This is a genomic window from Erwinia persicina NBRC 102418, assembly GCF_001571305.1.
Lineage (GTDB): Bacteria > Pseudomonadota > Gammaproteobacteria > Enterobacterales > Enterobacteriaceae > Erwinia > Erwinia persicina.
Map to the genome: position 1 here is coordinate 114,286 of NZ_BCTN01000014.1, position 22,037 is coordinate 136,322.

Consider the following 22,037-nt stretch of genomic DNA (forward strand, 5'->3'; position numbering starts at 1 on the left):
GCGATAAATCAGGCATAACAAGCCATTACCAGAATTCATAGGGATGGATACGATGAAGTTTCTCGGAAAAGTTTTGCTCACGCTGCTGCTGTTTCTACTGCTGGTGGTCGTGGCCCTGTATGTTTTGCTGCAGACTCAGTGGGGCGCGGGCTGGATCGGTCGCCAGGTCAGCGCCGACAGCGATTATCAGCTGTCACTCAGTAAAATGGAGCATAACTTTTCTGATCCCAGTCATCTGCTGTTGAATAACGTTTCCTTTGGCCGTAAAGGTCAGCCCGCCACGCTGGTCGCTAAGCGCGTTAACCTGGGCCTGGGTCTGGTCCAGTTCAGCAATCCCCTGCACTTTGCCAGCATCCGCCTTGAGCAGGGGACGCTGAATCTTAGTGAAAAAAGTGCGCCGCTCTCATTACAGGCTGACCGCCTGCAACTCAGCCAGATGGCGCTGAACCGCAACGAGGGTCAATGGCCACTGCAGGCACAACGCGTCGATGGCGGCGTCATGCCGTGGAAGCCGGAGGCCGGTAAGCTTCTCGGCAATGAGGCCCGCTTCCAGATGAGTGCCGGTTCGCTGACGCTTAATGGCGTTCCGGCCGCTAACGTGCTGATCCAGGGAGATCTGAAGGGACAACAGCTGCAGTTCAGTAATCTGGGTGCCGATATGGCGCTGGGCTCCGTGACCGCCAGCGCGCAGCGCGATGCAAACGGCACGTGGCAGGTTTCTACTCTGCGACTGAACAGCATCCGCCTGCAAACGGATAAAACACTACGCGATTTCCTGCAGCCGCTGGGTGAGCTGCCGCCGGTGCATTTTGATCGCATCGATGTGACCGATGCCCGCCTTGAAGGCCAGGACTGGGCGGTGACCGATCTCGACCTGAATTTAAAAGATCTGAGCCTGAGTCAGGGTGACTGGCAGAGCGATAACGGTTCGTTGTCAATGAACGCCAGCAGTTTTGTGAATGGCAGCCTGCAGTTGAACGATCCGATTGCCAATATGGACTTCTCCCCCCAGGGCATCGCCATTACGCAGTTCAGCTCACGCTGGGTCAACGGTCTGGTGCGGGCGCAGGGTAACTGGACCCGCAGTGACAGGAAACTGACGCTGGACGAACTGGTAATTGCCGGACTGGAATATACCGTGCCGCTCAACTGGCGCGATCGCTGGATGCAGCCGCTGCCCGCCTGGCTTGACAGCGTGGAGGTAACGAAATTTAGCGCCAACCGTAATCTGATCATCGATATCAATCCGGATTTCCCTTTCCAGATGACCGCCCTGGACGGCACCGGCAGCCGTCTGCTGATGGCGCGTGAGCATCAGTGGGGTTTCTGGGCAGGGAATCTCAGCGTCAATGCCGCCGAGGCGACGTTTAATCGCGTCGACCTGCGTCACCCGTCGCTGACCCTGAATGCGGATGATAACCATATCAACGTGACGGAAATGAGCGCCTTCAGCCATGAGGGAATGCTGGAGGGACTGGCAACCGTGTCGCAACAGCCCCAGCGCGCCCTCTCCCTGACGCTCACTGGCCGTCAGGTGCCGGTTAATCTGCTGAATGACTGGGGCTGGCCACAAGTCCCCTTACAGGGCAAAGGTAATCTCCAGTTAAAACTGCAGGGGGCGTTGACGGCAGATCGGACCTTGAGATCCTCGGCTAACGGGACGCTGGCAGTCAGCACCGGAGACAGAACCGTTCAGCAAACCATGCAGGCAGGCCAGGTGCCCGGCGCGCAGTAAATTCCGATCGGGGCATTATCTGCCCCGTCCGGGCTTCGCAACCTCACGCGGGTAAGGTATAGTCCGTTTTTTTACGGGGGAACCATGCTGACCAATTCATCCATTCGTCTGAACAAATACATTGGCGAGAGCGGTATCTGCTCACGCCGCGATGCCGACCGGTATATCGAACAGGGAAACGTTTTTATCAACGGCAAGCGTGCCTCCGTCGGCGACCAGGTATTTGCCGGCGACGTGGTAAAGGTCAACGGTCAGCTGATAGAGCCACGTAACGAAGATGATCTGGTACTGATTGCGCTGAATAAGCCAGTCGGCATCGTCAGCACGACGGAAGACGGTGAGCGGGATAACATTGTCGATTTCGTTAACCACAGTAAGCGGGTGTTCCCTATCGGACGCCTGGATAAAGACTCGCAGGGGCTGATCCTGTTGACCAACCACGGCGATCTGGTGAACAAGATCCTGCGGGCCGGGAACGATCACGAAAAAGAGTATATCGTGACCGTTAACAAGCCAGTGACCGAAGAGTTTATTCGCGGGCTGGGCGCAGGTGTACCGATGCTGGGCACGGTGACCAAAAAATGCAAAGTGAAGAAAGAAGCGCCCTTTGTGTTTCGCATTACGCTGGTGCAGGGGCTGAACCGTCAGATCCGCCGTATGGCAGAACACTTTGGCTATGAAGTCACAAAGCTGGAGCGGGTTCGAATTATGAACATCAGCCTGAAAGGCGTGCCGCCGGGGGAATGGCGGGATTTGACCGATGATGAGCTGATCGCACTCTTTAAGCTGATTGAGGACTCCTCCTCCGAAGATAAGTCCGCGAAGAAGGCCCCGGCGAAAAAACCCGCGGTGAAAAAGCCCGCCAGCAGTGGAGCGAAAACGCCGGATAAAGTAGCTGCCAGCCCGGCGGGTCGTAAACGCTTTAACCAGCCGGGTCGCAAGAAAAAGGGCCGCTAAGGCACTTTTTTTATTGCCCGCTGCCCACGCCCGGCTCTAACGGGCCGTCCGGGTCGGCGGGCAGTACAATGTACACCCCTTCAAACACCGCACCCGACTCATCGTTACCAAACAGCTCCACTTCAAGCTGTACCCGTGCCTTGCGGCCTCGCGCCAGCCGATCAAGATCGCCACTCAGAGAACCCAGGTCAGCAATCGCGCCCGGCCTGCCGCTGATCGGTTTGCTGTAGCGAATATGAGCATCAGCCAGAATGATCGTCCCGCCCAGATGCCGCTCACGCAGCAGCAGCCAGATCAGTCCCCAACCGGTCAGCGTCGCCAGCGAAAACAGGCTGCCCGCGAACAGGGTGTGGTGAGGATTCTGATTGCCGGTTTCCGGCATGGTCGTGATAAATTTCTGGCCGGTATACTGCAGTATGCGCACACCCATTTTTTCACTGAGCGGGATGTGCTGATACCATGCCTGCTGGAGCTGGCCACACCAGTCAGCGCGATGCAGAATATCATCCAGCGTCACCACTGGCTTAATCATCAGGAAATGGCGTACCGGCGTGGTCTGCGGTGCGGTGATCTCCCCCTGATTGAGGTAGCCGAGCTTGGAAAAGAACTCAACGGCATCTTCACGCGCACTGCAGACGACGCGCTTAACCCCTTCCTGACGCGCTACCGACTCCAGGGTCATCGCCACCAGCGTACCCAGGCCTTTGCCCTGCACAGAGGGATGGACCGCCAGAAAACGGATAGCAGCTTCGTTGTCGGCATTAATATACAGACGCCCGATGGCCACCGGGTCCCCTTTCTCATCCACCACCATCTGATGGTGGGCCAGCGCATCCCAGGCGTCACGCTCCGACCCCATCGGCTGATGCAGCGGCTTGCGCAGCATTTCCCAGCGGAACTGGTAATAGATATCTAACTCTTCTGCAGTTTCTGGCACACGGAGGTGATACATAAAATGGTTCTCTCTTTCAGGTCCCGCAAGGTCACTTCTGTGCCGTCCGGCTAATGACTTCACACCTGCAGCCAGAAGGTTACGGGGCCATCATTAATCAGCGCCACTTTCATATCAGCGGCGAAACGCCCGGTTTCCGTGGCGATCCCTTTATCACGACAGCAGGCGGCGAAATACTCATACAGCTCTTCAGCGTCGGCCGGCGCGGCACCGCCAGAAAAACTCGGACGCATCCCTTTTTTCGTGTCGGCCGCCAGCGTGAACTGGGACACCACCAGCACGCTGCCTCCCGCCTGCTGCACGTTCAGATTCATTTTGTCGTTGTCATCGGCAAAAATACGGTAACCCAGCACCTTATCCGCTAACTTTTGTGCGGTCTCCGGGGTATCCCCTTTCTCTACGCCCAGCAAAATCAGCAAACCTGGCCCGATTTCGCCGAGGGTTTCCCCCGCCACGGTAACGCTGGCGGAAAGCGCCCGTTGAATTAAGGCAATCATGATCCCTCGTTTTCTCTTTCTTGTTCTTCTTGTTTAAGCCGGCGGTAGTCGCCCAGCGTGGCGGTCACTTCCGCCCCTAATAAAACGATACACCATGTCCAGTACACCCATAAAAAAAGAATGGGGATAACGGCAAGCACGCCGTAAATCAACTGGTACGAGGGGAACATCGTAACATACAGCGCAAAGCCCTTTTTACCGAGTTCGAACAGGGCGCCTGCCACGACAGCCCCCACCAGTGCATCGCGTCCTGCCACCTGCGTGGTGGGGACAATGCTGTACAGCAGCCAGAACGACAGGCAGGAGAGCAGGAGCGGGAAAATACGCAGCCCGATGTCGACCAGCATGCTGACACCACTGACGGTTGCCCAGTGCAGCGACAGCAGATAAGAGCTGATCGCCAGACTTGCCCCCGCCAGCAGCGGCCCCAGCGTTAAAATCATCCAGTAGACCGCAAAGGAGTAAACCAGCGGCCGCTTACGTTTACTGCGCCAGATAACGTTGAGCGCGGTATCAATAGAATACATCAGCAACAGCGCGGTAAAGACCAGCCCGCCGACGCCCACAGCCGTCATCTTGCTGACATTGGCAACAAACTGCTCCAGATAGTTCTGGATAGTGGCGCCTGCCGCTGGCACGAAATTGTTAAAGACGAAGTTTTTCAGCTGAACACTGACATCTGAAAACATCGGAAAGGCGGCAAACAGCGCAAAAACAACGGCAATCAGCGGCACCAGCGACAGCAGTGACACATACGCCAGATGCCCGGCCAGCATCGTCATGCCGTCCTCGTCAATACGCTGCCAGAGCAGCTTTATCCACGCCCAGAAGGCCCGCAGACGGTGTCGGTAATGGTTTAAAACAGACATTCAGCGACGATCGGCAAAGAAAGCAGGCAGCACGCTGGCATCGGTGACAAGCAAACTGTGTATGCCCGCCTGGCGTGCGGCTTCGATATTATCGGGATTATCATCAAAGAAGATCGCCTCTTCGGCGGAGAAATCTTCTTCGTTTAACAGACGCTGAAAAATTTCCGGCTCAGGTTTCCGTACACCCATCTCCTGCGACAGATAAATTTTATCTGCGGCAGCCTGAACTTCAGGATACTGCGTTGGCCAGAACTGGCAGTGCAGGCGATTAGTATTGGACAGGATAACGACGCGTTCTCCCTGCTCACGCAGCCGCTGCATAATAGCAATCACCTCCGGGCGAACGCCAACGAACACGGCCTGCCAGCCGGCAGCAAACTGCTCATAGCTTAAGGGCAGCTCAAGCTCTTCACACATTTTATGCGCAAACTCTTCGTCACTGATTTCACCCCGTTCGTGCTGGTGAAAGCTCTCCCCCATTTTGAACCGGCTTTGCAGGGTCGCTAACGGTACACGGCTCAGATCGCTCCAGACACCGAGAACCCGGTTGAAATCAATATCAACAATGACGTTACCTAAATCAAAGATATACAGCATGGTCATCTCCTTTTGTTCCGGTGAGTTATTCACTCTAGCGGTAAATTGGAAGACTGAACAGGTGAGGGCTTTGAAAACTGCGGGGAAGATGAAACAGGAAGGACAGGGCCGGAGAAAACTCCGGCCCTGAGCAAGCGTGATTACGCTTCTTTTGGACCGCGGCTTGCGCGCTTACGGTCGTTTTCAGTCAGGTGACGTTTACGGATACGCACCGACTGCGGCGTCACTTCGACCAGTTCGTCATCATCGATGAACTCAAGCGCCTGCTCAAGGGTCATCTTCTGTGGCGGAACCAGCGTAGTGGCTTCATCCGTACCGGAAGCACGCATGTTGGTCAGCTTCTTACCGGTCAGGCAGTTTACGGTCAGGTCGTTTGAACGTGAGTGAATACCGATGATCTGGCCTTCATACACTTCAGCACCGTGGCCGAGGAACAACTTACCGCGATCCTGCAGGCTGAACAGGGCGAACGCTACCGCTTTACCTTGGCCGTTAGAGATCAGTACGCCGTTCTGACGCTGGCCCACTTCGCCCTGACGCACGTCGTCATAGTGGCTGAAGGTGGAGTACAGCAGACCGGTGCCGGAGGTCATGGTCATGAATTCGTTACGGAAACCAATCAGACCACGGCTTGGGATCTCGTAGTCGAGACGCACACGGCCTTTGCCATCCGGATCCATGTTTTTCATGTCACCTTTACGCTCGCCCATCGCCTGCATCACAGAACCCTGATGCTGCTCTTCGATGTCGAGGGTCACGTTTTCGAATGGCTCTTGCTTACGGCCTTCGAATTCACGGAAGATAACTTTAGGACGGGAAACCGCCAGCTCGAAACCTTCACGACGCATGTTTTCAATCAGTACTGACAGGTGAAGCTCACCACGACCTGAGACGCGGAAGGCGTCAGCATCAGGGGTTTCTTCAACACGCAGTGCCACGTTATGCACCAGTTCTTTGTTCAGACGGTCAAGGATCTGACGTGAAGTCACATACTTACCTTCTTTACCGCAGAACGGAGAGGTGTTAACGCAGAAGAACATGGTAACGGTTGGTTCATCTACGCTCAGGGCTGGCAGCGCTTCCACATTCTGCGGGTCGCAGATAGTGTCAGAGATGTTCAGCTCGCCCAGACCGGTGATAGCAATGATATCGCCAGCTTCCGCTTCAGTGGCTTCGATACGCTCCAGGCCCATATGGGTCAGGACTTTACCGACTTTCGCGTTACGGGTTTTGCCTTCGCTGTTGATCACAGTGATCTGCTGGTTCGGGCGAACCTTACCGCGTTTGATACGGCCGATACCGATAACACCCAGGTAGTTGTTGTAGTCCAGCTGAGAGATTTGCATCTGCAGCGGAGCTTCCAGTTCAACCTGTGGTGGTGAGACGTGCTGAACAATCGCTTCGTACAGCGGGGTCATGTCTTCCGCCATATCGTTGTGATCCAGGCCTGCGATGCCGTTCAGGGCAGACGCATAGATCACCGGGAAGTCGAGCTGTTCGTCGGTCGCATCAAGGTTAACGAACAGATCGAAGACCTGATCAACAACCCAGTCAGGACGCGCACCAGGGCGGTCAACTTTGTTAATTACCACGATCGGCTTCAGACCATTAGCAAACGCTTTTTTGGTCACGAAACGGGTTTGCGGCATCGGGCCATCCATTGCATCCACAACCAGCAGCACCGAGTCGACCATAGACATCACACGCTCTACCTCACCGCCGAAGTCGGCGTGTCCTGGGGTATCCACGATGTTGATGCGGTAGTCATTCCATTTAATGGCGGTGTTTTTTGCGAGGATGGTAATCCCACGCTCTTTCTCCAAATCGTTGGAGTCCATTACGCGTTCGGTTGCTTCGGTGCGGGCATCAAAGGTCCCGGACTGCTGCAGCAACTTATCAACCAGGGTAGTTTTACCATGGTCAACGTGGGCAATAATGGCGATGTTACGCAAATTTTCGATCACAGCTTTGCCTCAGGCATTTAGAAATAGCGCGCTATTGTACACGGATTAATCGAAGGACTGAACAGGATCACATATTTCATATAAAGATAACTGTCCGGATTGCTTTTATAGCCATTTTCAGTGCAAAGAATGCACTGTGACGAAAAATTGCACCAAAACAGTGCCCATTAATCACTCAATAGCACCAAAATGGTGCGCGACTTCCATTGTGGTGCAGTCCCCGTTGTACGAGAGAGTGCATCATAGCGCTTTTTTCATGAAATAAAAAAGTTGGCATAGATTTCGCAATTACTCATTAAGCGAAAAACACCAGTTTCCACAACGGTTGATAGCGCGGCAGAGATCTTTATTATCGGAGTAAGCGCCCTGAAACGCAAAGCGCAACCGTGAAGTTCACTGTCACGACGACAATGACAAAATCCAGGAGAGTTAAGTATGTCCGCTGAACACGTTCTGTCGATGATGAACGAGCATGAAGTCAAATTTGTTGACCTGCGTTTTACTGACACCAAAGGTAAAGAGCAGCACGTGACTATCCCCGCTCATCAGGTTAATGCTGACTTCTTCGAAGAAGGCAAAATGTTTGACGGCTCCTCTATTGGTGGCTGGAAAGGTATTAACGAATCCGACATGGTTCTGATGCCTGACGCCACCACGGCAGTCATTGACCCGTTCTTTGCAGATTCTACCCTGATCATCCGTTGTGACATCCTCGAGCCAGGCACGATGCAGGGCTACGACCGTGACCCGCGCTCTATCGCGAAACGCGCTGAAGATTTCCTGCGCTCTTCCGGCATTGCAGACACCGTTCTGTTTGGGCCAGAGCCAGAGTTCTTCCTGTTTGATGATATCCGTTTCGGCAGCAGCACCTCCGGTTCTCACGTCGCTATCGATGATATCGAAGCTTACTGGAACTCCGGTAAAGAGTACGAAGGCGGTAACAAAGGCCACCGTCCGGGTCTGAAAGGCGGCTACTTCCCGGTGCCACCGGTTGACTCCTCGCAGGACATTCGTTCTGCCATGTGTCTGACGATGGAGCAGATGGGCCTGGTGGTTGAAGCTCACCATCACGAAGTCGCGACTGCGGGTCAGAACGAAGTGGCCACCCGCTTCAACACCATGACCAAAAAAGCTGACGAAATTCAGATCTACAAATATGTGGTACACAACGTCGCTCACGCATACGGTAAAACAGCGACCTTTATGCCAAAACCGATGTTTGGCGATAATGGCTCTGGTATGCACTGCCACATGTCTCTGTCAAAAGGCGGCACTAACCTGTTCGCCGGCGACAAATACGGCGGCCTGTCTGAAATGGCACTGTTCTACATCGGCGGTGTCATCAAACATGCTAAAGCCATCAACGCCCTGGCGAACCCGACCACCAACTCATACAAGCGTCTGGTACCAGGCTATGAAGCACCGGTAATGCTGGCTTACTCTGCCCGTAACCGCTCTGCTTCCATCCGTATTCCAGTGGTTGCCAGCCCGAAAGCCCGTCGTATTGAAGCGCGCTTCCCGGACCCAGCCGCTAACCCGTACCTGTGCTTCGCTGCACTGCTGATGGCTGGCCTCGACGGCATCATCAACAAAATCCACCCTGGCGATGCGATGGACAAAAACCTGTACGACCTGCCACCAGAAGAAGAAGCCGAGATTCCAAAAGTAGCAGGTTCTCTGGATGAAGCCCTGGCGGCCCTGAACGAAGACCGCGAGTTCCTGACCCGTGGTGGCGTGTTCACTGACGATGCAATCGAAGCGTACATTGAACTGCGTAAAGCTGAAATGGACCGTGTTCGTATGACACCGCATCCGGTTGAGTTCGAACTGTACTACAGCGTTTAACATCGCATTTAAGTTTGAAGTAAGCCCGACGCACTTTTCGTTGCAGTAAGGCGGCCAAAGAAAGTCGGATGCGCTGAGTAAAATCAGGTCATTCGGTTAACGGAGGAAAGCCAGTCATGCTGCGACGAGAAAGGCGGCCGGGGTTTTGTTGCCGTGGAAACTTTCAGCCCATCTCAGGATGGGCTTTTTTCACCGCAAATTCCCCGTTTAACGGGGTAGTTTTCGGGTTATATGGCTATAATGCACTAATTTGGTGCAAAAAATTCTTCAGGAGAACGCTGTATGGCTACCGGCACGCCGCCCGATGCTGGGCAGATTCTTAATTCACTGATCAACAGTATTTTGCTGGTTGATAGTGAGTTGGTGGTCCATTACGCCAACCCCGCAGCACAGCAGTTGCTGGCTCAAAGTTCCCGTAAGCTGTTTGGAACGCCTCTGCCGGAGTTGATGGGTTATTTTTCCCTGAATATTGAGGTCATGCTCGAAAGTCTGGACGCAGGACAAGGCTTTACCGACAGCGAAGTGACCCTGGTGGTCGACAGCCGGGCGCACGTGATGTCGCTTACCGCGCAGCGTCTGCCTGATGGACTCGTTCTGCTGGAAATGGCGCCCATGGACAATCAGCGCCGCCTTAGTCAGGAGCAGCTTCAGCATGCGCAGCAGGTCGCCGCGCGTGATTTAGTGCGTGGCCTGGCACATGAAATTAAAAACCCGCTGGGGGGATTACGCGGCGCGGCGCAGCTGCTGGCCAAAGCGCTTCCCGACCCGGCGTTAACGGAATACACAAAGGTCATCATTGAGCAGGCCGACCGCCTGCGCAATCTGGTCGACCGCCTGCTGGGCCCGCAACAGCCGGGGATGCATGTGACACAGAGCATCCATCAGGTCGCGGAACGGGTGGTCAATCTGGTGTCGATGGAGCTGCCCGACAATGTGTCGCTGGTTCGTGATTACGACCCAAGCCTGCCGGAGCTGCCGCACGACCCCGATCAGATAGAGCAAGTCCTGTTGAATGTCGTACGTAACGCCCTGCAGGCGTTGGGTGAGGCAGGTGGCACCATTATTTTACGTACCCGGACGGCGTTCCAGCTTACGCTGCACGGCACACGCTATCGCCTGGTGGCGCGCATCGATATTGAAGATGACGGCCCCGGCATTCCGGCACAGCTGCAGGACACGCTGTTTTATCCGATGGTGAGCGGTCGCGAGGGCGGCACCGGGCTGGGATTATCCATCGCCCGCAGCCTGATCGATCAGCATTCGGGAAAAATAGAGTTCCACAGCTGGCCCGGACACACTGAATTCTCGATTTACCTGCCTATTCGCCAGTGAGGTTTCTATGCAACGAGGGATAGTTTGGATCGTCGATGACGACAGCTCCATCCGCTGGGTGCTTGAACGCGCGCTCACTGGAGCGGGTTTAACCTGTGCAACGTTTGACAGCGCCAGTGAGGTGCTTGAGGCGCTTGCGAGCAAAACCCCGGACGTTTTACTGTCCGATATTCGCATGCCCGGGATGGATGGTCTGGCTCTCCTGAAGCAGATCAAGCAGCGGCATCCGATGCTGCCGGTCATCATTATGACCGCGCACTCCGATCTGGATGCTGCCGTCAGCGCGTATCAGCAGGGTGCCTTTGATTATCTGCCCAAGCCTTTTGATATTGATGAAGCGGTGGCGCTGGTGGAACGTGCCATCAGTCACTACCAGGAACAGCAGCAGCCCCGTAATCAGCCAGTCAGCGGTCCTACCACCGACATTATTGGTGAAGCCCCGGCGATGCAGGATGTGTTTCGTATTATCGGTCGCCTGTCGCGCTCGTCGATCAGCGTACTGATTAACGGCGAGTCGGGTACCGGTAAAGAGCTGGTGGCCCATGCGCTGCACCGGCACAGCCCGCGTGCTAAGGCACCGTTTATTGCCCTTAATATGGCCGCGATCCCCAAAGACCTGATCGAGTCTGAACTGTTTGGTCATGAGAAAGGCGCCTTTACCGGTGCCAATCAAATCCGCCAGGGACGCTTTGAGCAGGCCGACGGCGGTACGCTGTTCCTTGATGAAATTGGCGATATGCCACTGGATGTCCAGACCCGCCTGCTGCGCGTGCTGGCCGATGGCCAGTTCTATCGCGTCGGCGGCTACGCCCCGGTGAAGGTGGATGTGCGTATTATTGCCGCCACGCATCAGAACCTTGAGCTGCGCGTGCATGAAGGGAAATTTCGTGAGGATCTCTTCCACCGCCTGAACGTGATCCGCGTGCATCTGCCGCCGCTGCGCGAACGTCGCGAAGATATTCCGCGTCTGGCCCGTTATTTCCTTCAGGTCGCTGCCCGTGAACTGGGCGTGGAGGCCAAAATCCTCCATCCGGAAACAGAAACTGCACTGACGCGTCTGCACTGGTCCGGTAACGTTCGTCAGTTGGAGAATACCTGCCGCTGGCTGACCGTGATGGCCGCCGGTCAGGAAGTGCTGATTCAGGATCTGCCGCCGGAGCTGTTTGAAACCTCGACGCCGGAAAGTCCGGTACAATCGCTGCCGGACAGCTGGGCCACGCTGCTGGCACAGTGGGCTGACCGTGCGCTGCGTTCCGGTCATCAAAACCTGCTGTCAGAAGCCCAGCCGGAGATGGAGCGAACGCTGCTTACCACCGCTCTGCGTCATACTCAGGGCCATAAGCAGGAAGCGGCACGTTTGCTGGGCTGGGGGCGCAATACCCTGACGCGTAAGTTGAAAGAGTTGGGAATGGAATAACCCGTTGACCTCATCGGGGCAGGCCGGAAAAAGAAGGTCTGCCCCGAAAAATCCTCGCACGTCACTCTTTGTGAGATCGCTAAAGGGATCGACCTTGTCCCGGTCGACACATCCAGTCAGATCACCCGTGAGAATTGCGCACCAGACGCTTTCTCCCGCAGGTAGCGATCAAAGCACATACAGATGTTCCTTATCAGCAATCGTCCCTTAGCAGTGACCACAAGGCCATTATCGTGGTATTCCACCAGCCCGTCCTCAATCAGCGGCAGCAGCGCTGAAAGATCGTCGGCAAAGTACCGGCGGAAATCGATGCTGTAACGGGCTTCTATCTCGCTGAATGACAGCGAAAAATTGCAGATCAGGTTTTTAATCACGTCACGACGCAGGCAGTCATCCTCGCTGAGCTGCAGGCCGCGCCACAGGGCCGTTTTTTCTGCCCTGAAAGCCGCATAATAGTGCTTCAGCTCTTTTTGATTCTGTGCGTAAGTGTCCCCGATCATACTAATGGCCGACACGCCCATGCCCAGCAGATCGCTATCGCCCTGCGTGGTGTAGCCCTGGAAATTACGATGCAGCTCACCCGCACGCTGGGCCATCGCCAGTTCGTCGTCACGGCGGGCAAAATGGTCCATACCAATAAACTGATATCCCTGAGCCGTCAGCGTGGCGATGGTTTGCCGTAAGATATCCAGCTTTTCCCGGGCCTCGGGCAGATCCTGATCTTTAATTTTACGTTGCGCGGGGAAAAGTGCCGGCATATGGGCATAGTTAAAAACACTGAGGCGGTCAGGGTTAAGCTCAACGACCTTTTGCAGGGTGAAGGCAAAACTCTCCGCCGTCTGCAGGGGCAGACCGTAAATCAGGTCAATGTTGGTGGAGGCATAGCCCAGCTCACGCGCCCGGGCCATCAGGGCAAAGATCATCGCCTCATCCTGCACGCGATTCACCTTCTCCTGCACCTGCTTATTGAAATCCTGTACCCCCATGCTCAGACGGTTAAAGCCTTCCGCACGCAGATGATTAAGTACGTCGAGTTCAATTTCTCGCGGATCGACTTCAATCGATATCTCTGCATCCGCGGCAAAGTGAAAATACTGACGCAGGCAGGTCATCAGGCGGCTAATTTGAGCCGAGGTGAGAAACGTTGGCGTACCGCCGCCCCAGTGCATCTGGCTCACCGTGCGCTGGCGGAACAGCGGCGCGCGTGCGGCAATTTCCTGTATCAGCACATCCAGATACTCATCCGCTTTGTGCTGCTGGCGTGTCACCTGCTTATTACAGCCGCAGAAATAACAGAGTTTGTGGCAAAACGGAATATGCAGATACAGTGACAGAGGGCGATCGGGATAACGTTGCGTTGCCTGCAGAAAGACAGACTCATCGTAATCCTGACGGAATTCGAGCGCGGTCGGATAAGAAGTATAGCGAGGGCCGGCGATGTTGTACTTCTGGATCAGTGGGAGATCCCACTCGGTGGTCTGTAATTTCATGCTCACTTCCTTATCGTCGTCGCATAGACCGCCGCGTGACAGGAAGCTGCTGGCTGACGATCCTGCTGCGCAGCCGGGTTTTCAGCCGCGATAGCCGCTGTAGTTTAACGAATAACCACCCCAGCCAGCACAGCAGAATCAGCGCGATAATTGATCCAGGCCAAATCATCACCAAATACCCTGTAAAGATAAAGCAGCGCTCATTTGCGCTGCCTCAAGGAACGTCAGAGAAACAGGATATCGCCGGCGATCAATCTTTGCCCTTCAGCAGACGGTACATATCTTCTTCCGCCTGCTCATCTTCAGCGCCATCGTCCAGGGCAATGCCTAGCTGCTCCATCAGGACATCAATGCGGTCCAGTGAAGCATCCAGCCAGGCCTGATCTTCTGCCGACAGGGCGTCACCATTTTCCAGACGATCGAGCAGGGTATCCAGACGTTCATCATTTTCCAGCTGCGCCAGTTCTTCTTCCGGCGACAGGATCACTTTTTTCTCAGGGGCAGGTTTCGCGGCTTTAACCGGCTTTGGCTTGCTGGCCACCACATCGCTACCCAGCGCGACCGGTTTTTTACTGCCGATACGCGGATCTTTGGCAGGTTTGCCGTTGGCGTTTTTCTGACTTTCGGTGACCGGGTTCGCGCGGCTGCCGGAAGCATGACCACTGTGCTTTTTATCACGTTTGCGGTCACGTGCTTCCTGGTTGATCTCATCACGCGTTTTACGTTTCACTTTAGCTCCCGGTTTTTTATCCTGGGGCGTGCGTGCGGGTTGCTTCATGGTTTCTGCTCTCAGACGTTTATCTTCAGTATAGAATTGCCGCGAAATCTAGCAGAAAGCAGGCAAAGAAAAAAGGCGCCAGGTCACCCTGTCGCCTTTTTTCGCACCTTCCGCGGAAGGACTGACAATGTCAGCATCCTTATTAGCAGCCAGCATCCCTGTTTTCCGTTGCCATTGCTTAATCCTGTTAGCATTCCTGATTCCCTGTCGCGCACACCTGTGCACATCTCCTTCCCCGCCCGGGATCGTCCTGATACTCCTTGAGCGCTTCATCCTGAAGTGAAATATCCTGTTTCTGCCTACAAATGTAGACTAACCAGTCCAGCAAACAAGGTGACAAAGGTAATTTTTACTCTGTTTTTTTAGGACTTTTCTCAAGCCACTGAAAATTAGTAAAAAATCCATTTTTATAGAAACAAAATGCAGAGTCCGCTGGCAATCCGAATGGTCAATGTCTCACAAGCACCGTTCAGGCAGTGTCTTACCGGGCGCTTTGCTGCCATACAGGGTATAATCAGCGCAATTGCCCTTTTTATCTGGAGTATCTATTTTGTCTGGCTGGAATTATCACGTCACCCATTTTGTCACCAGCGCCCCTGATATCCGCCACCTGCCTGCCGATACCGGCATCGAGGTTGCTTTTGCCGGACGTTCTAACGCGGGTAAATCCAGCGCGCTGAATACGCTGACCAATCAGAAAGGCCTCGCCCGTACCAGTAAAACCCCGGGTCGAACCCAATTAATTAACCTTTTCCAGGTGGCTGAAGGCTATCGTCTGGTCGACCTGCCAGGTTATGGCTACGCGCAGGTTCCGGAGGAGATGAAGTTAAAATGGCAGCGTGCGCTGGCAGAATATCTGCGCGATCGTAACTGTCTGAAAGGGCTGGTCGTGCTGATGGATATCCGCCATCCGCTGAAAGATCTCGACCGTCAGATGGTGATGTGGGCAGTGCAGAGTGGAATTGAAGTACTGATCCTGCTGACCAAGGCCGACAAACTGGCATCCGGCGCGCGTAAAGCACAGCTGAATGCAGTTCGTGAAGAAGCGAAAACCTTCCTCGGTACGGTGGATGTTGAAGCGTTCTCATCCCTGAAGAAGATTGGCGTGGATAAACTGAGTCAGAAGCTGGACAGCTGGTATCGCGATATCCCGCCGGCAACAGAAGAAGAAAGCGACAGCTGAGAATAGTGTGTTCTTTCGACCTGAAACGGGCGTAACAGTCAGACGGCCAGAACATGAGCCCCTGAGCAGAGTGTGCAGTCAACGATCGGGGCGCGTGAGCGCCGCTGATACAGTCACGACGTCAGGGATGCTGGTAACAGACAATAAAAAACGCCCCAGTCATTACTGACTGGGGCGGCTAAAATATTCAGCCAAATCCGATTACGTGAAGTAAAAGGTCTGAAAGATAGAACATCTTACCTCTGTACCCTACATCTGAAACTTTACATCATTTTTTGAGCGCTCAAAAGCGTTTTTTGTAGTTAATTTTCAGAAAACGACATCCATTATCCAACTCAAGTCACAGAAAACCATCTAACGTGTAGCTTAATTACTAAAAAAGTGTTTTAGCAGAAACGCTTAGCCGGGGTGGCGCTATCCAGCGTAAACAGGGAAGTGCTGAACCGTTTAAAGCGACAGGCTGATGATGTGATTAAACTCAGCCTGTCGCGTCAGGTCTAAATGTTAATGAGCTTCGTCCCAGTTATCTCCTACACCGATATCAACACGTAGCGGGACATCCAGTTTCATACTCCCTTCCATTAATTCACGGATTTTCGCTGATGCCACGTCGACGGCACCGGACTGAACCTCAAACACCAGTTCATCGTGTACCTGCATGATCATTTTTACGTCCCCGCTGGTCTGAGGCTTCAGCCACTCATCAACAGCGATCATCGCGCGCTTAATGATATCCGCCGCGGTCCCCTGCATAGGGGCATTGATCGCCGCTCGCTCTGCCGCCTTACGGCGCATTGCATTGCTGGCTTTAATATCCGGGAGGTAAAGACGTCGGCCATCCAGCGTTGAGACATAACCTTTTTCGGCGGCCAGCTCACGAGTGCTTTCCATGTACTGCAGCACCCCTGGATAACGCTCGAAATAGAGATCCATATACTTCTTCGCTTCTCCGGCTCCAATATTGAGCTGACGCGACAGACCAAAGGCGCTCATCCCGTAGATCAGACCAAAGTTAATGGCCTTGGCGCTTCGGCGCTGCTCTCCGCTGACCTTATCCAGCGCCACGCCAAACACTTCAGACGCGGTGGCACGGTGGATATCCTGTTCGCTGGCAAACGCTGTAAGCAATCCTTTATCCTGTGACAGGTGCGCCATGATACGAAGTTCGATCTGGGAGTAGTCAGCCGCGACAATGCGGTATCCCTTCGGTGCAATAAAGGCCTGCCGGATACGTCGTCCTTCATCGTTACGCACCGGAATATTCTGCAGATTTGGATCGCTGGAAGAGAGACGGCCCGTGGCGGTGACCGTCTGATGATACGAGGTATGTACCCGGCCACTGTGGGGATTAATCGTCAGCGGCAGCTTGTCAGTATAGGTAGACTTCAGCTTGGACAGGCCGCGATGTTCCAGAATCACTTTCGGCAGCGGATAGTCCAGCGCCAGCTCGGCTAGCACCTCTTCGCTGGTCGACGGTGCGCCACCCGGCGTTTTCTTCGTCGGCTTAATACCCTGCTTTTCAAACAGAATAGTTTGTAGCTGCTTCGGGGAAGAGAGGTTAAACGGTTCGCCTGCCAGCTCATGGGCTTTCAGCTCCAGCTCCGCCAGACGGCTCCCCAGCTCCTGCGAGTGCGTCGCCAGTATATTCTGGTCAATCAACACGCCGTTACGTTCAATACGTGAAATGACCGGTACCAGCGGCATCTCAACCTGCTCAAAGACCGTTTTCGGTCCCGCTTCTTTTTCCAGCTCTGGCCACATTTTCAGATGCAGCTGCAGCGTGACATCAGCATCTTCGGCTGCATAGTGTGCCGCCTGCTCCAAAGCAATCTGGTTGAATGTCAGCTGATTTTTGCCTTTGCCGGCAATCTCTTCAAAGGTCACGGTTTTATGATTCAGCCAGCGGGCTGCAAGCGTATCCATATCATGGCGACCCGCTACGCTGTTCAGCGCATAGGACTCCAGCATGGTGTCGAACGCAATCCCCTGCAGTTCGATACCATAGTTTGCCAGCACGCCGCGATCGTACTTGAGGTTCTGCCCGACTTTATGTGCTTTCGGGTCCTCCAGCAGCGGCTTAAGACGCGCCAGTACCGCTTTCCGATCTAACTGCTCCGGGGCATCAAGGTAGTCATGCGCCACCGGCAGGTAGGCCGCCTCTCCGGGAGCGGTGGCAAATGACAGCCCGATAATATTGGCGCTGAGAGTATCCAGCGAGTCCGTTTCCAAATCGAAGGCAAACAGCGTGCACTGCTGTAATTTTTTCATCCAGCCGTCGAACGTTGCTTCGTCCAGAATGGTGACATAGCCTTCTGAAGAGAGCACGCGGGTGGATTCCTCCACGGCAAGCTGGCTTTCAGCCACAGCGACTTTCTTCGCAGCAACGTTGCCTTTATTGCCCTGAAGCCATTTTCCCTCTTCCAGATCGACAATCCAGCGTTTGAATTCGTAATGCCTGAACAGCCCGAGCAGTTCTTCCACTGCAGGCTCTTCTACCGTCAACTGTTCGCTGGTTAATTCCAGCTCAACATCGGTTTTAATTGTTGCCAGCTGATAGGAGAGGAAAGCCATCTCCTTATTTTGCTCCAGCTTGGCAGCCATGGTTTTCGCGCCACGAAACATCAGCGTTGCCACTTTATCCAGATTGTCATAGATATCTTTTACACCGCCCAGTCCCTGTAACAGAGCCTGCGCTGTTTTTTCCCCCACCCCTGCCACGCCAGGAATATTATCGGAGGAGTCGCCCATCAGGGCGAGGAAATCAATGATCAATGACGGTGGGATACCGTATTTCTCCACCACCTCATCCGGGCCGAGAATTGCATTATTCATGGTGTTGATCAGCGTGATATTGGGTGACACCAGTTGAGCCATGTCTTTATCACCTGTACTGATCAGTACGGGTTTTCCGGTCTTTTCTGCGGCCAGTGCCAGCGTACCGATGACATCGTCGGCTTCCACACCGGAAACCGCCAGCAACGGCAACCCCATCGCTTTTACCATCGCGTGTAGCGGCTCAATCTGTGCACGCAAATCGTCCGGCATCGGCGGGCGATGAGATTTGTACTCTTCAAATAATTCGTCGCGGAAGGTTTTACCCTTGGCATCAAATACCACTGCCACATGACTTGGCTTATATTGCAGCAGCAGGCTGCGTAGCATATTTAATACGCCGTACATTGCACCGGTGGGTTCGCCCGCGCTATTGGTCAGCGGAGGGAACGCGTGATAAGCACGGTACAGGTAGGAAGAGCCATCTACCAGAATCAGCGGGTTTTCTGCAATTTGAGCCATAAGTCGTCACGTTCTTCTTTGGTTTTTGATTAGGGGTAAGGATGCCACAGCTGACCCTGAAAGATGAAATCTCAACGACGATTAATCTTCAGTCAGTAGCCATTTTGCGCAGCGCTTCGCATGAACAGATTGTGGATAAGTTTGTGTGTAAATTTACTAACATGGAATAACTTATGTGGAAAACCGAAAAGATAAGATTATTTTTTGTTTATAATCATTCGGTTATTTATACAAACCAGGATTTTCTTCAGGATTTACGGAATAAGAGTGATGTGGATATAAATTAATGCCCGAGCGTTTAGATACGCGATCTCTCACTGTGGAAAGCACATTTTTACGATAATAATTTCGTGGCGAAGAAAAAACGCCGGGCTGGCCGGCGTATTGAAAATCTTCAGAGGGTTACTTTTTAGAAACCAGGAACTTCACTACGTTGGCGTACTGCTGAACAAAGTTATCCTGTGAGCTGGTATCCAGACCACCGTTGTTCACCATATATTTACCATTAACGAACATCGCAGGCACGCCACGCAGATCCAAATCGGCGGCAGCTTTCTCCTGCTGGGCGACCAGTGATTTCACCACGAAGCTGTTCCAGGCGGCATCATATTCTTCAGGCTTGATACCCGCCGCTTTCACAAATACCGCTTTCAGACTGGCTGGATCGGTGATGGTTTGTGTCTGCTGAACACCTTCAAAAATAGGAGCTGTCACTTTATCTTCCACACCCAGTGCCATCGCCACAGCCCAGGCCTGCGTCACGGTTTTACCCATTTCGCCACCGAGAAACTCGACGTGGTACTTGGTAACTTTTGTATCAGCCGGCAGAGCTTTCTTCACGGCATCACTTACGTGCCATACATGCTCAAACTGATAGCAATGTGGGCAGAAGAATGAGAAGAACTCGAGAACCTGAGGTTCGCCAGTCGCCGGTTTATCCAGCGTAACGTATTGCTGACCATCGGTAAATTGTGCGGCTGACGCGCTGAATGCCAGAACCATACCAACGAGCGCAAACAAAATCTTTTTCATCGTGAAACTCTCTCCTAATTACATCTCAGTAGGCGAACCAAAGGGTGATCACACCTGGAAAACAGGCGCAAGCTGGAGCGGGGGCTCCTGTAGAAGCTTGTTCTGTTCATTAAAAGTGGAAATCTGTCGGCGCCAGAAATCCTCATCCGTCATCCACGGAAAACTGGCCGGGAAAGCCGGGTCTTGCCAGCGGCGGACAACCCACGCAAGATAATAAACCATCCTCATAGCACGTAAAGGCTCAATCAGTGACAATTCATGAGTGTCGAACTCACAGAATTCCTCATAGGCCTCCAACAGAATATCCCATTGCAGCCTTTGCTCCTGACGGTCGCCATTAATCAGCATCCACAGATCCTGTACTGCCGGGCCATTACGCGCATCGTCCAGGTCCACAAACAGCGGACCGTCACGCCATAAAATATTCCCTGGATGGCAGTCACCGTGCAGTCGCAAAGGTTGCCACTGAGTATGCCAGCAGTTTTGTAAAGTTGTGCGCAGGCGGCCAATACTGGCCAGTAAATCGCTTTTTAGCTTAGACGGAACCAGCGGACTGTCTGTCAGAACCTGTAACGGCTCATCGATATACTCCTCTAAACCGATAGTGGGTCGGGCAGCAAACGTCTGGCGACGGCCAACCTGGTGAATGCGTCCGAGAAAACGGCCTACCCACTCCAGATGGTCATAATTATCGGTTTCATATTGACGTCCCCCCAGGCTGGGAAAGACGGCAAACCAGTAACCCTGATGCTGGTGAAGCGTTGATCCCTGCAGGATCAGCGGTGCAGCAAGCGGGATCTCATCAGCAAACAGTTCTGTGGCGAACTGATGCTCTTCTTCTATTTGCCCTTGAGACCAGCGCTGCGGTCGATAAAATTTGGCCACATAACGGCGTTTATCGTCATCCGAGAACTGATACACGCGATTTTCGTAACTGTTGAGCGCCGTCAGGCCGGATTCAACCCGTAGCCCGGTTTCCCACAGCGCATCAAGGATAGTATCAGGCGTGAGGGCGTGGAAGTTAAAGGCAGGTTCTTTCATCCGGGAGGCTCGCTGATAATCAGTGAAGAATAGCGTGCAAGAATATCATTAAATGGTCTCAGCGACCGGGCGGCAGGCTGATTTAATCCTTAATCACTCCGCGCGCACGCAAGAGTGCCGTCTTGAAATCGTCCTCATAATCTTTCTTCATACCGGGGATTTCAGCATTCTTGTCGCTGCCGCGCATCTTAAGATGGTAGATCAGTACATCATCCGTTAATTCATTCATTGGTTGCTTAAAGCCGGCTTCATCGGCTAACTTCTGTAAAAATTCGAGCAGATTCAAATCCGGGTCCTGCTGCCATGCGGGTTGCAGCAGGCTGATTAATTCGTTGAGGCGATGGCATTTCATGCTGTTGTCCCTGTATAAAGAAACCCTGAATAAAGCATAGGGTATAAAACCAATGAAGATCGACTCACCGCCAATCCCTGTAGCAATAACCGGCGTGATCCTGGCCGGTGGGCGAGGCAGCCGGATGGGCGGCGAAGATAAGGGACTGATACCGTGGCAGAACAAGCCACTGTACCAACACGTGTTAGAACGTTTACAGCCCCAGGTCACTACTGTATGGATTAATGCCAACCGCAATATTGAGGTATATCAACAGAGTGGATTTCCAGTCATATCAGATACGCTGTCTGACTTTCAGGGTCCGTTAGCGGGGATGCTGTCCGCCTTGCAGAAAGCGCACACAGAATGGGTCATTTTTACATCTTGTGATACGCCCTGTCTGCCCGAGGATCTGACTCAGCAGCTCTGGCAGCATAAAAAGGAGGCTCAAGTAGTGTGGGCGCGTACGGAAGATCGTGAACATCCCACTATGGCGCTGCTGCACCGCGGTCTTGCGGGTTCACTGCAACGCTACCTGACTGGTGGGGATCGTAAATTGTTGCTGTTTCTCAAGCAGGCAGGAGGGCATAGTGTTTTATTTGCCCATGCAGAGTCTGCATTTCGCAATGTTAACTGCCCGGAAGACCTTATCTGAGGGTTTATTACGCGCAGTATCTTCAACAAAGAACGCTTTGCACGGTTTTGCGTCTTTTCCGGAGCCAG

At 53.6% G+C, this 22,037-nt stretch carries 20 protein-coding genes; 8 read left to right on the forward strand and 12 right to left on the reverse strand.

From position 1 onward, the window contains the following. The first annotated feature begins 52 nt into the window (after positions 1-52). Together EPE01S_RS15880 and rluF are read left to right on the forward strand one after the other, a co-directional pair. Positions 53-1,735 carry an AsmA family protein gene (locus tag EPE01S_RS15880; RefSeq protein ID WP_062747040.1) on the forward strand — a complete coding sequence of 561 codons (1,683 nt, stop codon included), beginning with the start codon at positions 53-55 and terminating at the stop codon, positions 1,733-1,735. 84 nt (positions 1,736-1,819) lie between these two features. Further along, entirely contained in the window at positions 1,820-2,692 is an 873-nt protein-coding gene (gene rluF, locus EPE01S_RS15885; RefSeq protein ID WP_062746988.1) for a 23S rRNA pseudouridine(2604) synthase RluF, read from the forward strand. Positions 2,693-2,702: 10 nt separating this feature from the next. On the opposite strand, the gene fabY is transcribed toward rluF, so the two are convergent. The 5 genes from fabY to typA all read right to left on the reverse strand — a co-directional run bounded on the left by fabY (position 2,703) and on the right by typA (position 7,571). Further along, positions 2,703-3,644, reverse strand: coding sequence for a fatty acid biosynthesis protein FabY (gene fabY, locus EPE01S_RS15890; protein ID WP_062746990.1), 942 nt, complete (start codon positions 3,642-3,644; stop codon positions 2,703-2,705). 59 nt (positions 3,645-3,703) lie between these two features. After that, positions 3,704-4,141, reverse strand: a complete 438-nt coding sequence (gene dtd, locus EPE01S_RS15895; RefSeq protein ID WP_062746993.1) for a D-aminoacyl-tRNA deacylase — start codon at positions 4,139-4,141, stop codon at positions 3,704-3,706. Then, positions 4,138-5,010 carry a virulence factor BrkB family protein gene (locus tag EPE01S_RS15900; RefSeq protein WP_062746994.1) on the reverse strand — a complete coding sequence of 291 codons (873 nt, stop codon included), beginning with the start codon at positions 5,008-5,010 and terminating at the stop codon, positions 4,138-4,140. The genes dtd and EPE01S_RS15900 overlap by 4 nt, the downstream gene beginning before the upstream one ends. Then, positions 5,011-5,607, reverse strand: coding sequence for a glucose-1-phosphatase (gene yihX / locus EPE01S_RS15905; protein ID WP_062746996.1), 597 nt, complete (start codon positions 5,605-5,607; stop codon positions 5,011-5,013). A gap of 140 nt (positions 5,608-5,747) precedes the next feature. Then, entirely contained in the window at positions 5,748-7,571 is a 1,824-nt protein-coding gene (typA, locus tag EPE01S_RS15910; protein ID WP_062746998.1) for a ribosome-dependent GTPase TypA, read from the reverse strand. A 435-nt stretch (positions 7,572-8,006) separates the two neighbouring features. Here typA and glnA point away from each other — a divergent pair, with 435 nt between their 5' ends. The 3 genes from glnA to glnG all read left to right on the forward strand — a co-directional run bounded on the left by glnA (position 8,007) and on the right by glnG (position 12,165). After that, positions 8,007-9,416, forward strand: a complete 1,410-nt coding sequence (gene glnA / locus EPE01S_RS15915; protein WP_062747000.1) for a glutamate--ammonia ligase — start codon at positions 8,007-8,009, stop codon at positions 9,414-9,416. A 282-nt stretch (positions 9,417-9,698) separates the two neighbouring features. Beyond that, positions 9,699-10,748 carry a nitrogen regulation protein NR(II) gene (gene glnL / locus EPE01S_RS15920; protein WP_062747002.1) on the forward strand — a complete coding sequence of 350 codons (1,050 nt, stop codon included), beginning with the start codon at positions 9,699-9,701 and terminating at the stop codon, positions 10,746-10,748. A gap of 7 nt (positions 10,749-10,755) precedes the next feature. Further along, the gene (gene glnG, locus EPE01S_RS15925) at positions 10,756-12,165 is read left to right on the forward strand and encodes a nitrogen regulation protein NR(I) (RefSeq protein WP_062747003.1); all 1,410 of its coding nucleotides are present in this window, start codon (positions 10,756-10,758) and stop codon (positions 12,163-12,165) included. Positions 12,166-12,281: 116 nt separating this feature from the next. Here glnG and hemN read toward each other — a convergent pair whose 3' ends face one another. After that, the gene (gene hemN, locus EPE01S_RS15930) at positions 12,282-13,655 is read right to left on the reverse strand and encodes an oxygen-independent coproporphyrinogen III oxidase (protein WP_062747004.1); all 1,374 of its coding nucleotides are present in this window, start codon (positions 13,653-13,655) and stop codon (positions 12,282-12,284) included. Positions 13,656-13,905: 250 nt separating this feature from the next. Then, positions 13,906-14,433 carry a Der GTPase-activating protein YihI gene (yihI, locus tag EPE01S_RS15935; protein ID WP_062747005.1) on the reverse strand — a complete coding sequence of 176 codons (528 nt, stop codon included), beginning with the start codon at positions 14,431-14,433 and terminating at the stop codon, positions 13,906-13,908. Between the two features lie 550 nt (positions 14,434-14,983). Between yihI and yihA the strand changes: the two genes are divergently transcribed. Continuing rightward, positions 14,984-15,616, forward strand: a complete 633-nt coding sequence (gene yihA, locus EPE01S_RS15940; RefSeq protein WP_062747008.1) for a ribosome biogenesis GTP-binding protein YihA/YsxC — start codon at positions 14,984-14,986, stop codon at positions 15,614-15,616. A 187-nt stretch (positions 15,617-15,803) separates the two neighbouring features. On the opposite strand, the gene spfP is transcribed toward yihA, so the two are convergent. Then, entirely contained in the window at positions 15,804-15,851 is a 48-nt protein-coding gene (spfP, locus tag EPE01S_RS24195; protein ID WP_071892919.1) for a small protein SpfP, read from the reverse strand. A gap of 269 nt (positions 15,852-16,120) precedes the next feature. Continuing rightward, positions 16,121-18,910 (reverse strand): DNA polymerase I, encoded by a 2,790-nt coding sequence (polA, locus tag EPE01S_RS15945; protein WP_062747011.1) that lies wholly within the window; start codon positions 18,908-18,910, stop codon positions 16,121-16,123. Positions 18,911-18,951: 41 nt separating this feature from the next. On the opposite strand from polA, the gene EPE01S_RS23955 reads away from it, so the two are divergent. After that, on the forward strand, positions 18,952-19,080 hold the full coding sequence (locus EPE01S_RS23955; RefSeq protein WP_255210152.1) for a hypothetical protein: 129 nt from the start codon (positions 18,952-18,954) through the stop codon (positions 19,078-19,080). Positions 19,081-19,312: 232 nt separating this feature from the next. On the opposite strand, the gene dsbA is transcribed toward EPE01S_RS23955, so the two are convergent. From dsbA to EPE01S_RS15960, 3 genes are all read right to left on the reverse strand, one after another. Further along, positions 19,313-19,942, reverse strand: coding sequence for a thiol:disulfide interchange protein DsbA (gene dsbA, locus EPE01S_RS15950; protein ID WP_062747013.1), 630 nt, complete (start codon positions 19,940-19,942; stop codon positions 19,313-19,315). A gap of 48 nt (positions 19,943-19,990) precedes the next feature. Beyond that, positions 19,991-20,983, reverse strand: a complete 993-nt coding sequence (locus EPE01S_RS15955; protein WP_062747016.1) for a serine/threonine protein kinase — start codon at positions 20,981-20,983, stop codon at positions 19,991-19,993. An 82-nt stretch (positions 20,984-21,065) separates the two neighbouring features. Then, complete coding sequence (locus tag EPE01S_RS15960) at positions 21,066-21,335, reverse strand: YihD family protein (RefSeq protein ID WP_062747020.1); 270 nt, start codon at positions 21,333-21,335, stop codon at positions 21,066-21,068. 52 nt (positions 21,336-21,387) lie between these two features. Between EPE01S_RS15960 and mobA the strand changes: the two genes are divergently transcribed. Continuing rightward, on the forward strand, positions 21,388-21,969 hold the full coding sequence (mobA, locus tag EPE01S_RS15965) for a molybdenum cofactor guanylyltransferase MobA (RefSeq protein WP_062747022.1): 582 nt from the start codon (positions 21,388-21,390) through the stop codon (positions 21,967-21,969). The last annotated feature ends 68 nt before the right edge of the window (positions 21,970-22,037 follow it).

Excerpts from the sequence above, each read along its gene's own strand:
- EPE01S_RS15880 (WP_062747040.1), top strand. The coding sequence starts at position 53 with ATGAAGTTTCTCGGAAAAGTTTTGCTCACGCTGCTGCTGTTTCTACTG.
- rluF (WP_062746988.1), top strand. The coding sequence starts at position 1,820 with ATGCTGACCAATTCATCCATTCGTCTGAACAAATACATTGGCGAGAGC.
- fabY (WP_062746990.1), bottom strand. The coding sequence starts at position 3,644 with ATGTATCACCTCCGTGTGCCAGAAACTGCAGAAGAGTTAGATATCTAT.
- dtd (WP_062746993.1), bottom strand. The coding sequence starts at position 4,141 with ATGATTGCCTTAATTCAACGGGCGCTTTCCGCCAGCGTTACCGTGGCG.
- EPE01S_RS15900 (WP_062746994.1), bottom strand. The coding sequence starts at position 5,010 with ATGTCTGTTTTAAACCATTACCGACACCGTCTGCGGGCCTTCTGGGCG.
- yihX (WP_062746996.1), bottom strand. The coding sequence starts at position 5,607 with ATGCTGTATATCTTTGATTTAGGTAACGTCATTGTTGATATTGATTTC.
- glnA (WP_062747000.1), top strand. The coding sequence starts at position 8,007 with ATGTCCGCTGAACACGTTCTGTCGATGATGAACGAGCATGAAGTCAAA.
- glnL (WP_062747002.1), top strand. The coding sequence starts at position 9,699 with ATGGCTACCGGCACGCCGCCCGATGCTGGGCAGATTCTTAATTCACTG.
- glnG (WP_062747003.1), top strand. The coding sequence starts at position 10,756 with ATGCAACGAGGGATAGTTTGGATCGTCGATGACGACAGCTCCATCCGC.
- hemN (WP_062747004.1), bottom strand. The coding sequence starts at position 13,655 with ATGAAATTACAGACCACCGAGTGGGATCTCCCACTGATCCAGAAGTAC.
- yihI (WP_062747005.1), bottom strand. The coding sequence starts at position 14,433 with ATGAAGCAACCCGCACGCACGCCCCAGGATAAAAAACCGGGAGCTAAA.
- polA (WP_062747011.1), bottom strand. The coding sequence starts at position 18,910 with ATGGCTCAAATTGCAGAAAACCCGCTGATTCTGGTAGATGGCTCTTCC.
- EPE01S_RS23955 (WP_255210152.1), top strand. The coding sequence starts at position 18,952 with ATGCCACAGCTGACCCTGAAAGATGAAATCTCAACGACGATTAATCTT.
- dsbA (WP_062747013.1), bottom strand. The coding sequence starts at position 19,942 with ATGAAAAAGATTTTGTTTGCGCTCGTTGGTATGGTTCTGGCATTCAGC.
- EPE01S_RS15955 (WP_062747016.1), bottom strand. The coding sequence starts at position 20,983 with ATGAAAGAACCTGCCTTTAACTTCCACGCCCTCACGCCTGATACTATC.
- EPE01S_RS15960 (WP_062747020.1), bottom strand. The coding sequence starts at position 21,335 with ATGAAATGCCATCGCCTCAACGAATTAATCAGCCTGCTGCAACCCGCA.
- mobA (WP_062747022.1), top strand. The coding sequence starts at position 21,388 with ATGAAGATCGACTCACCGCCAATCCCTGTAGCAATAACCGGCGTGATC.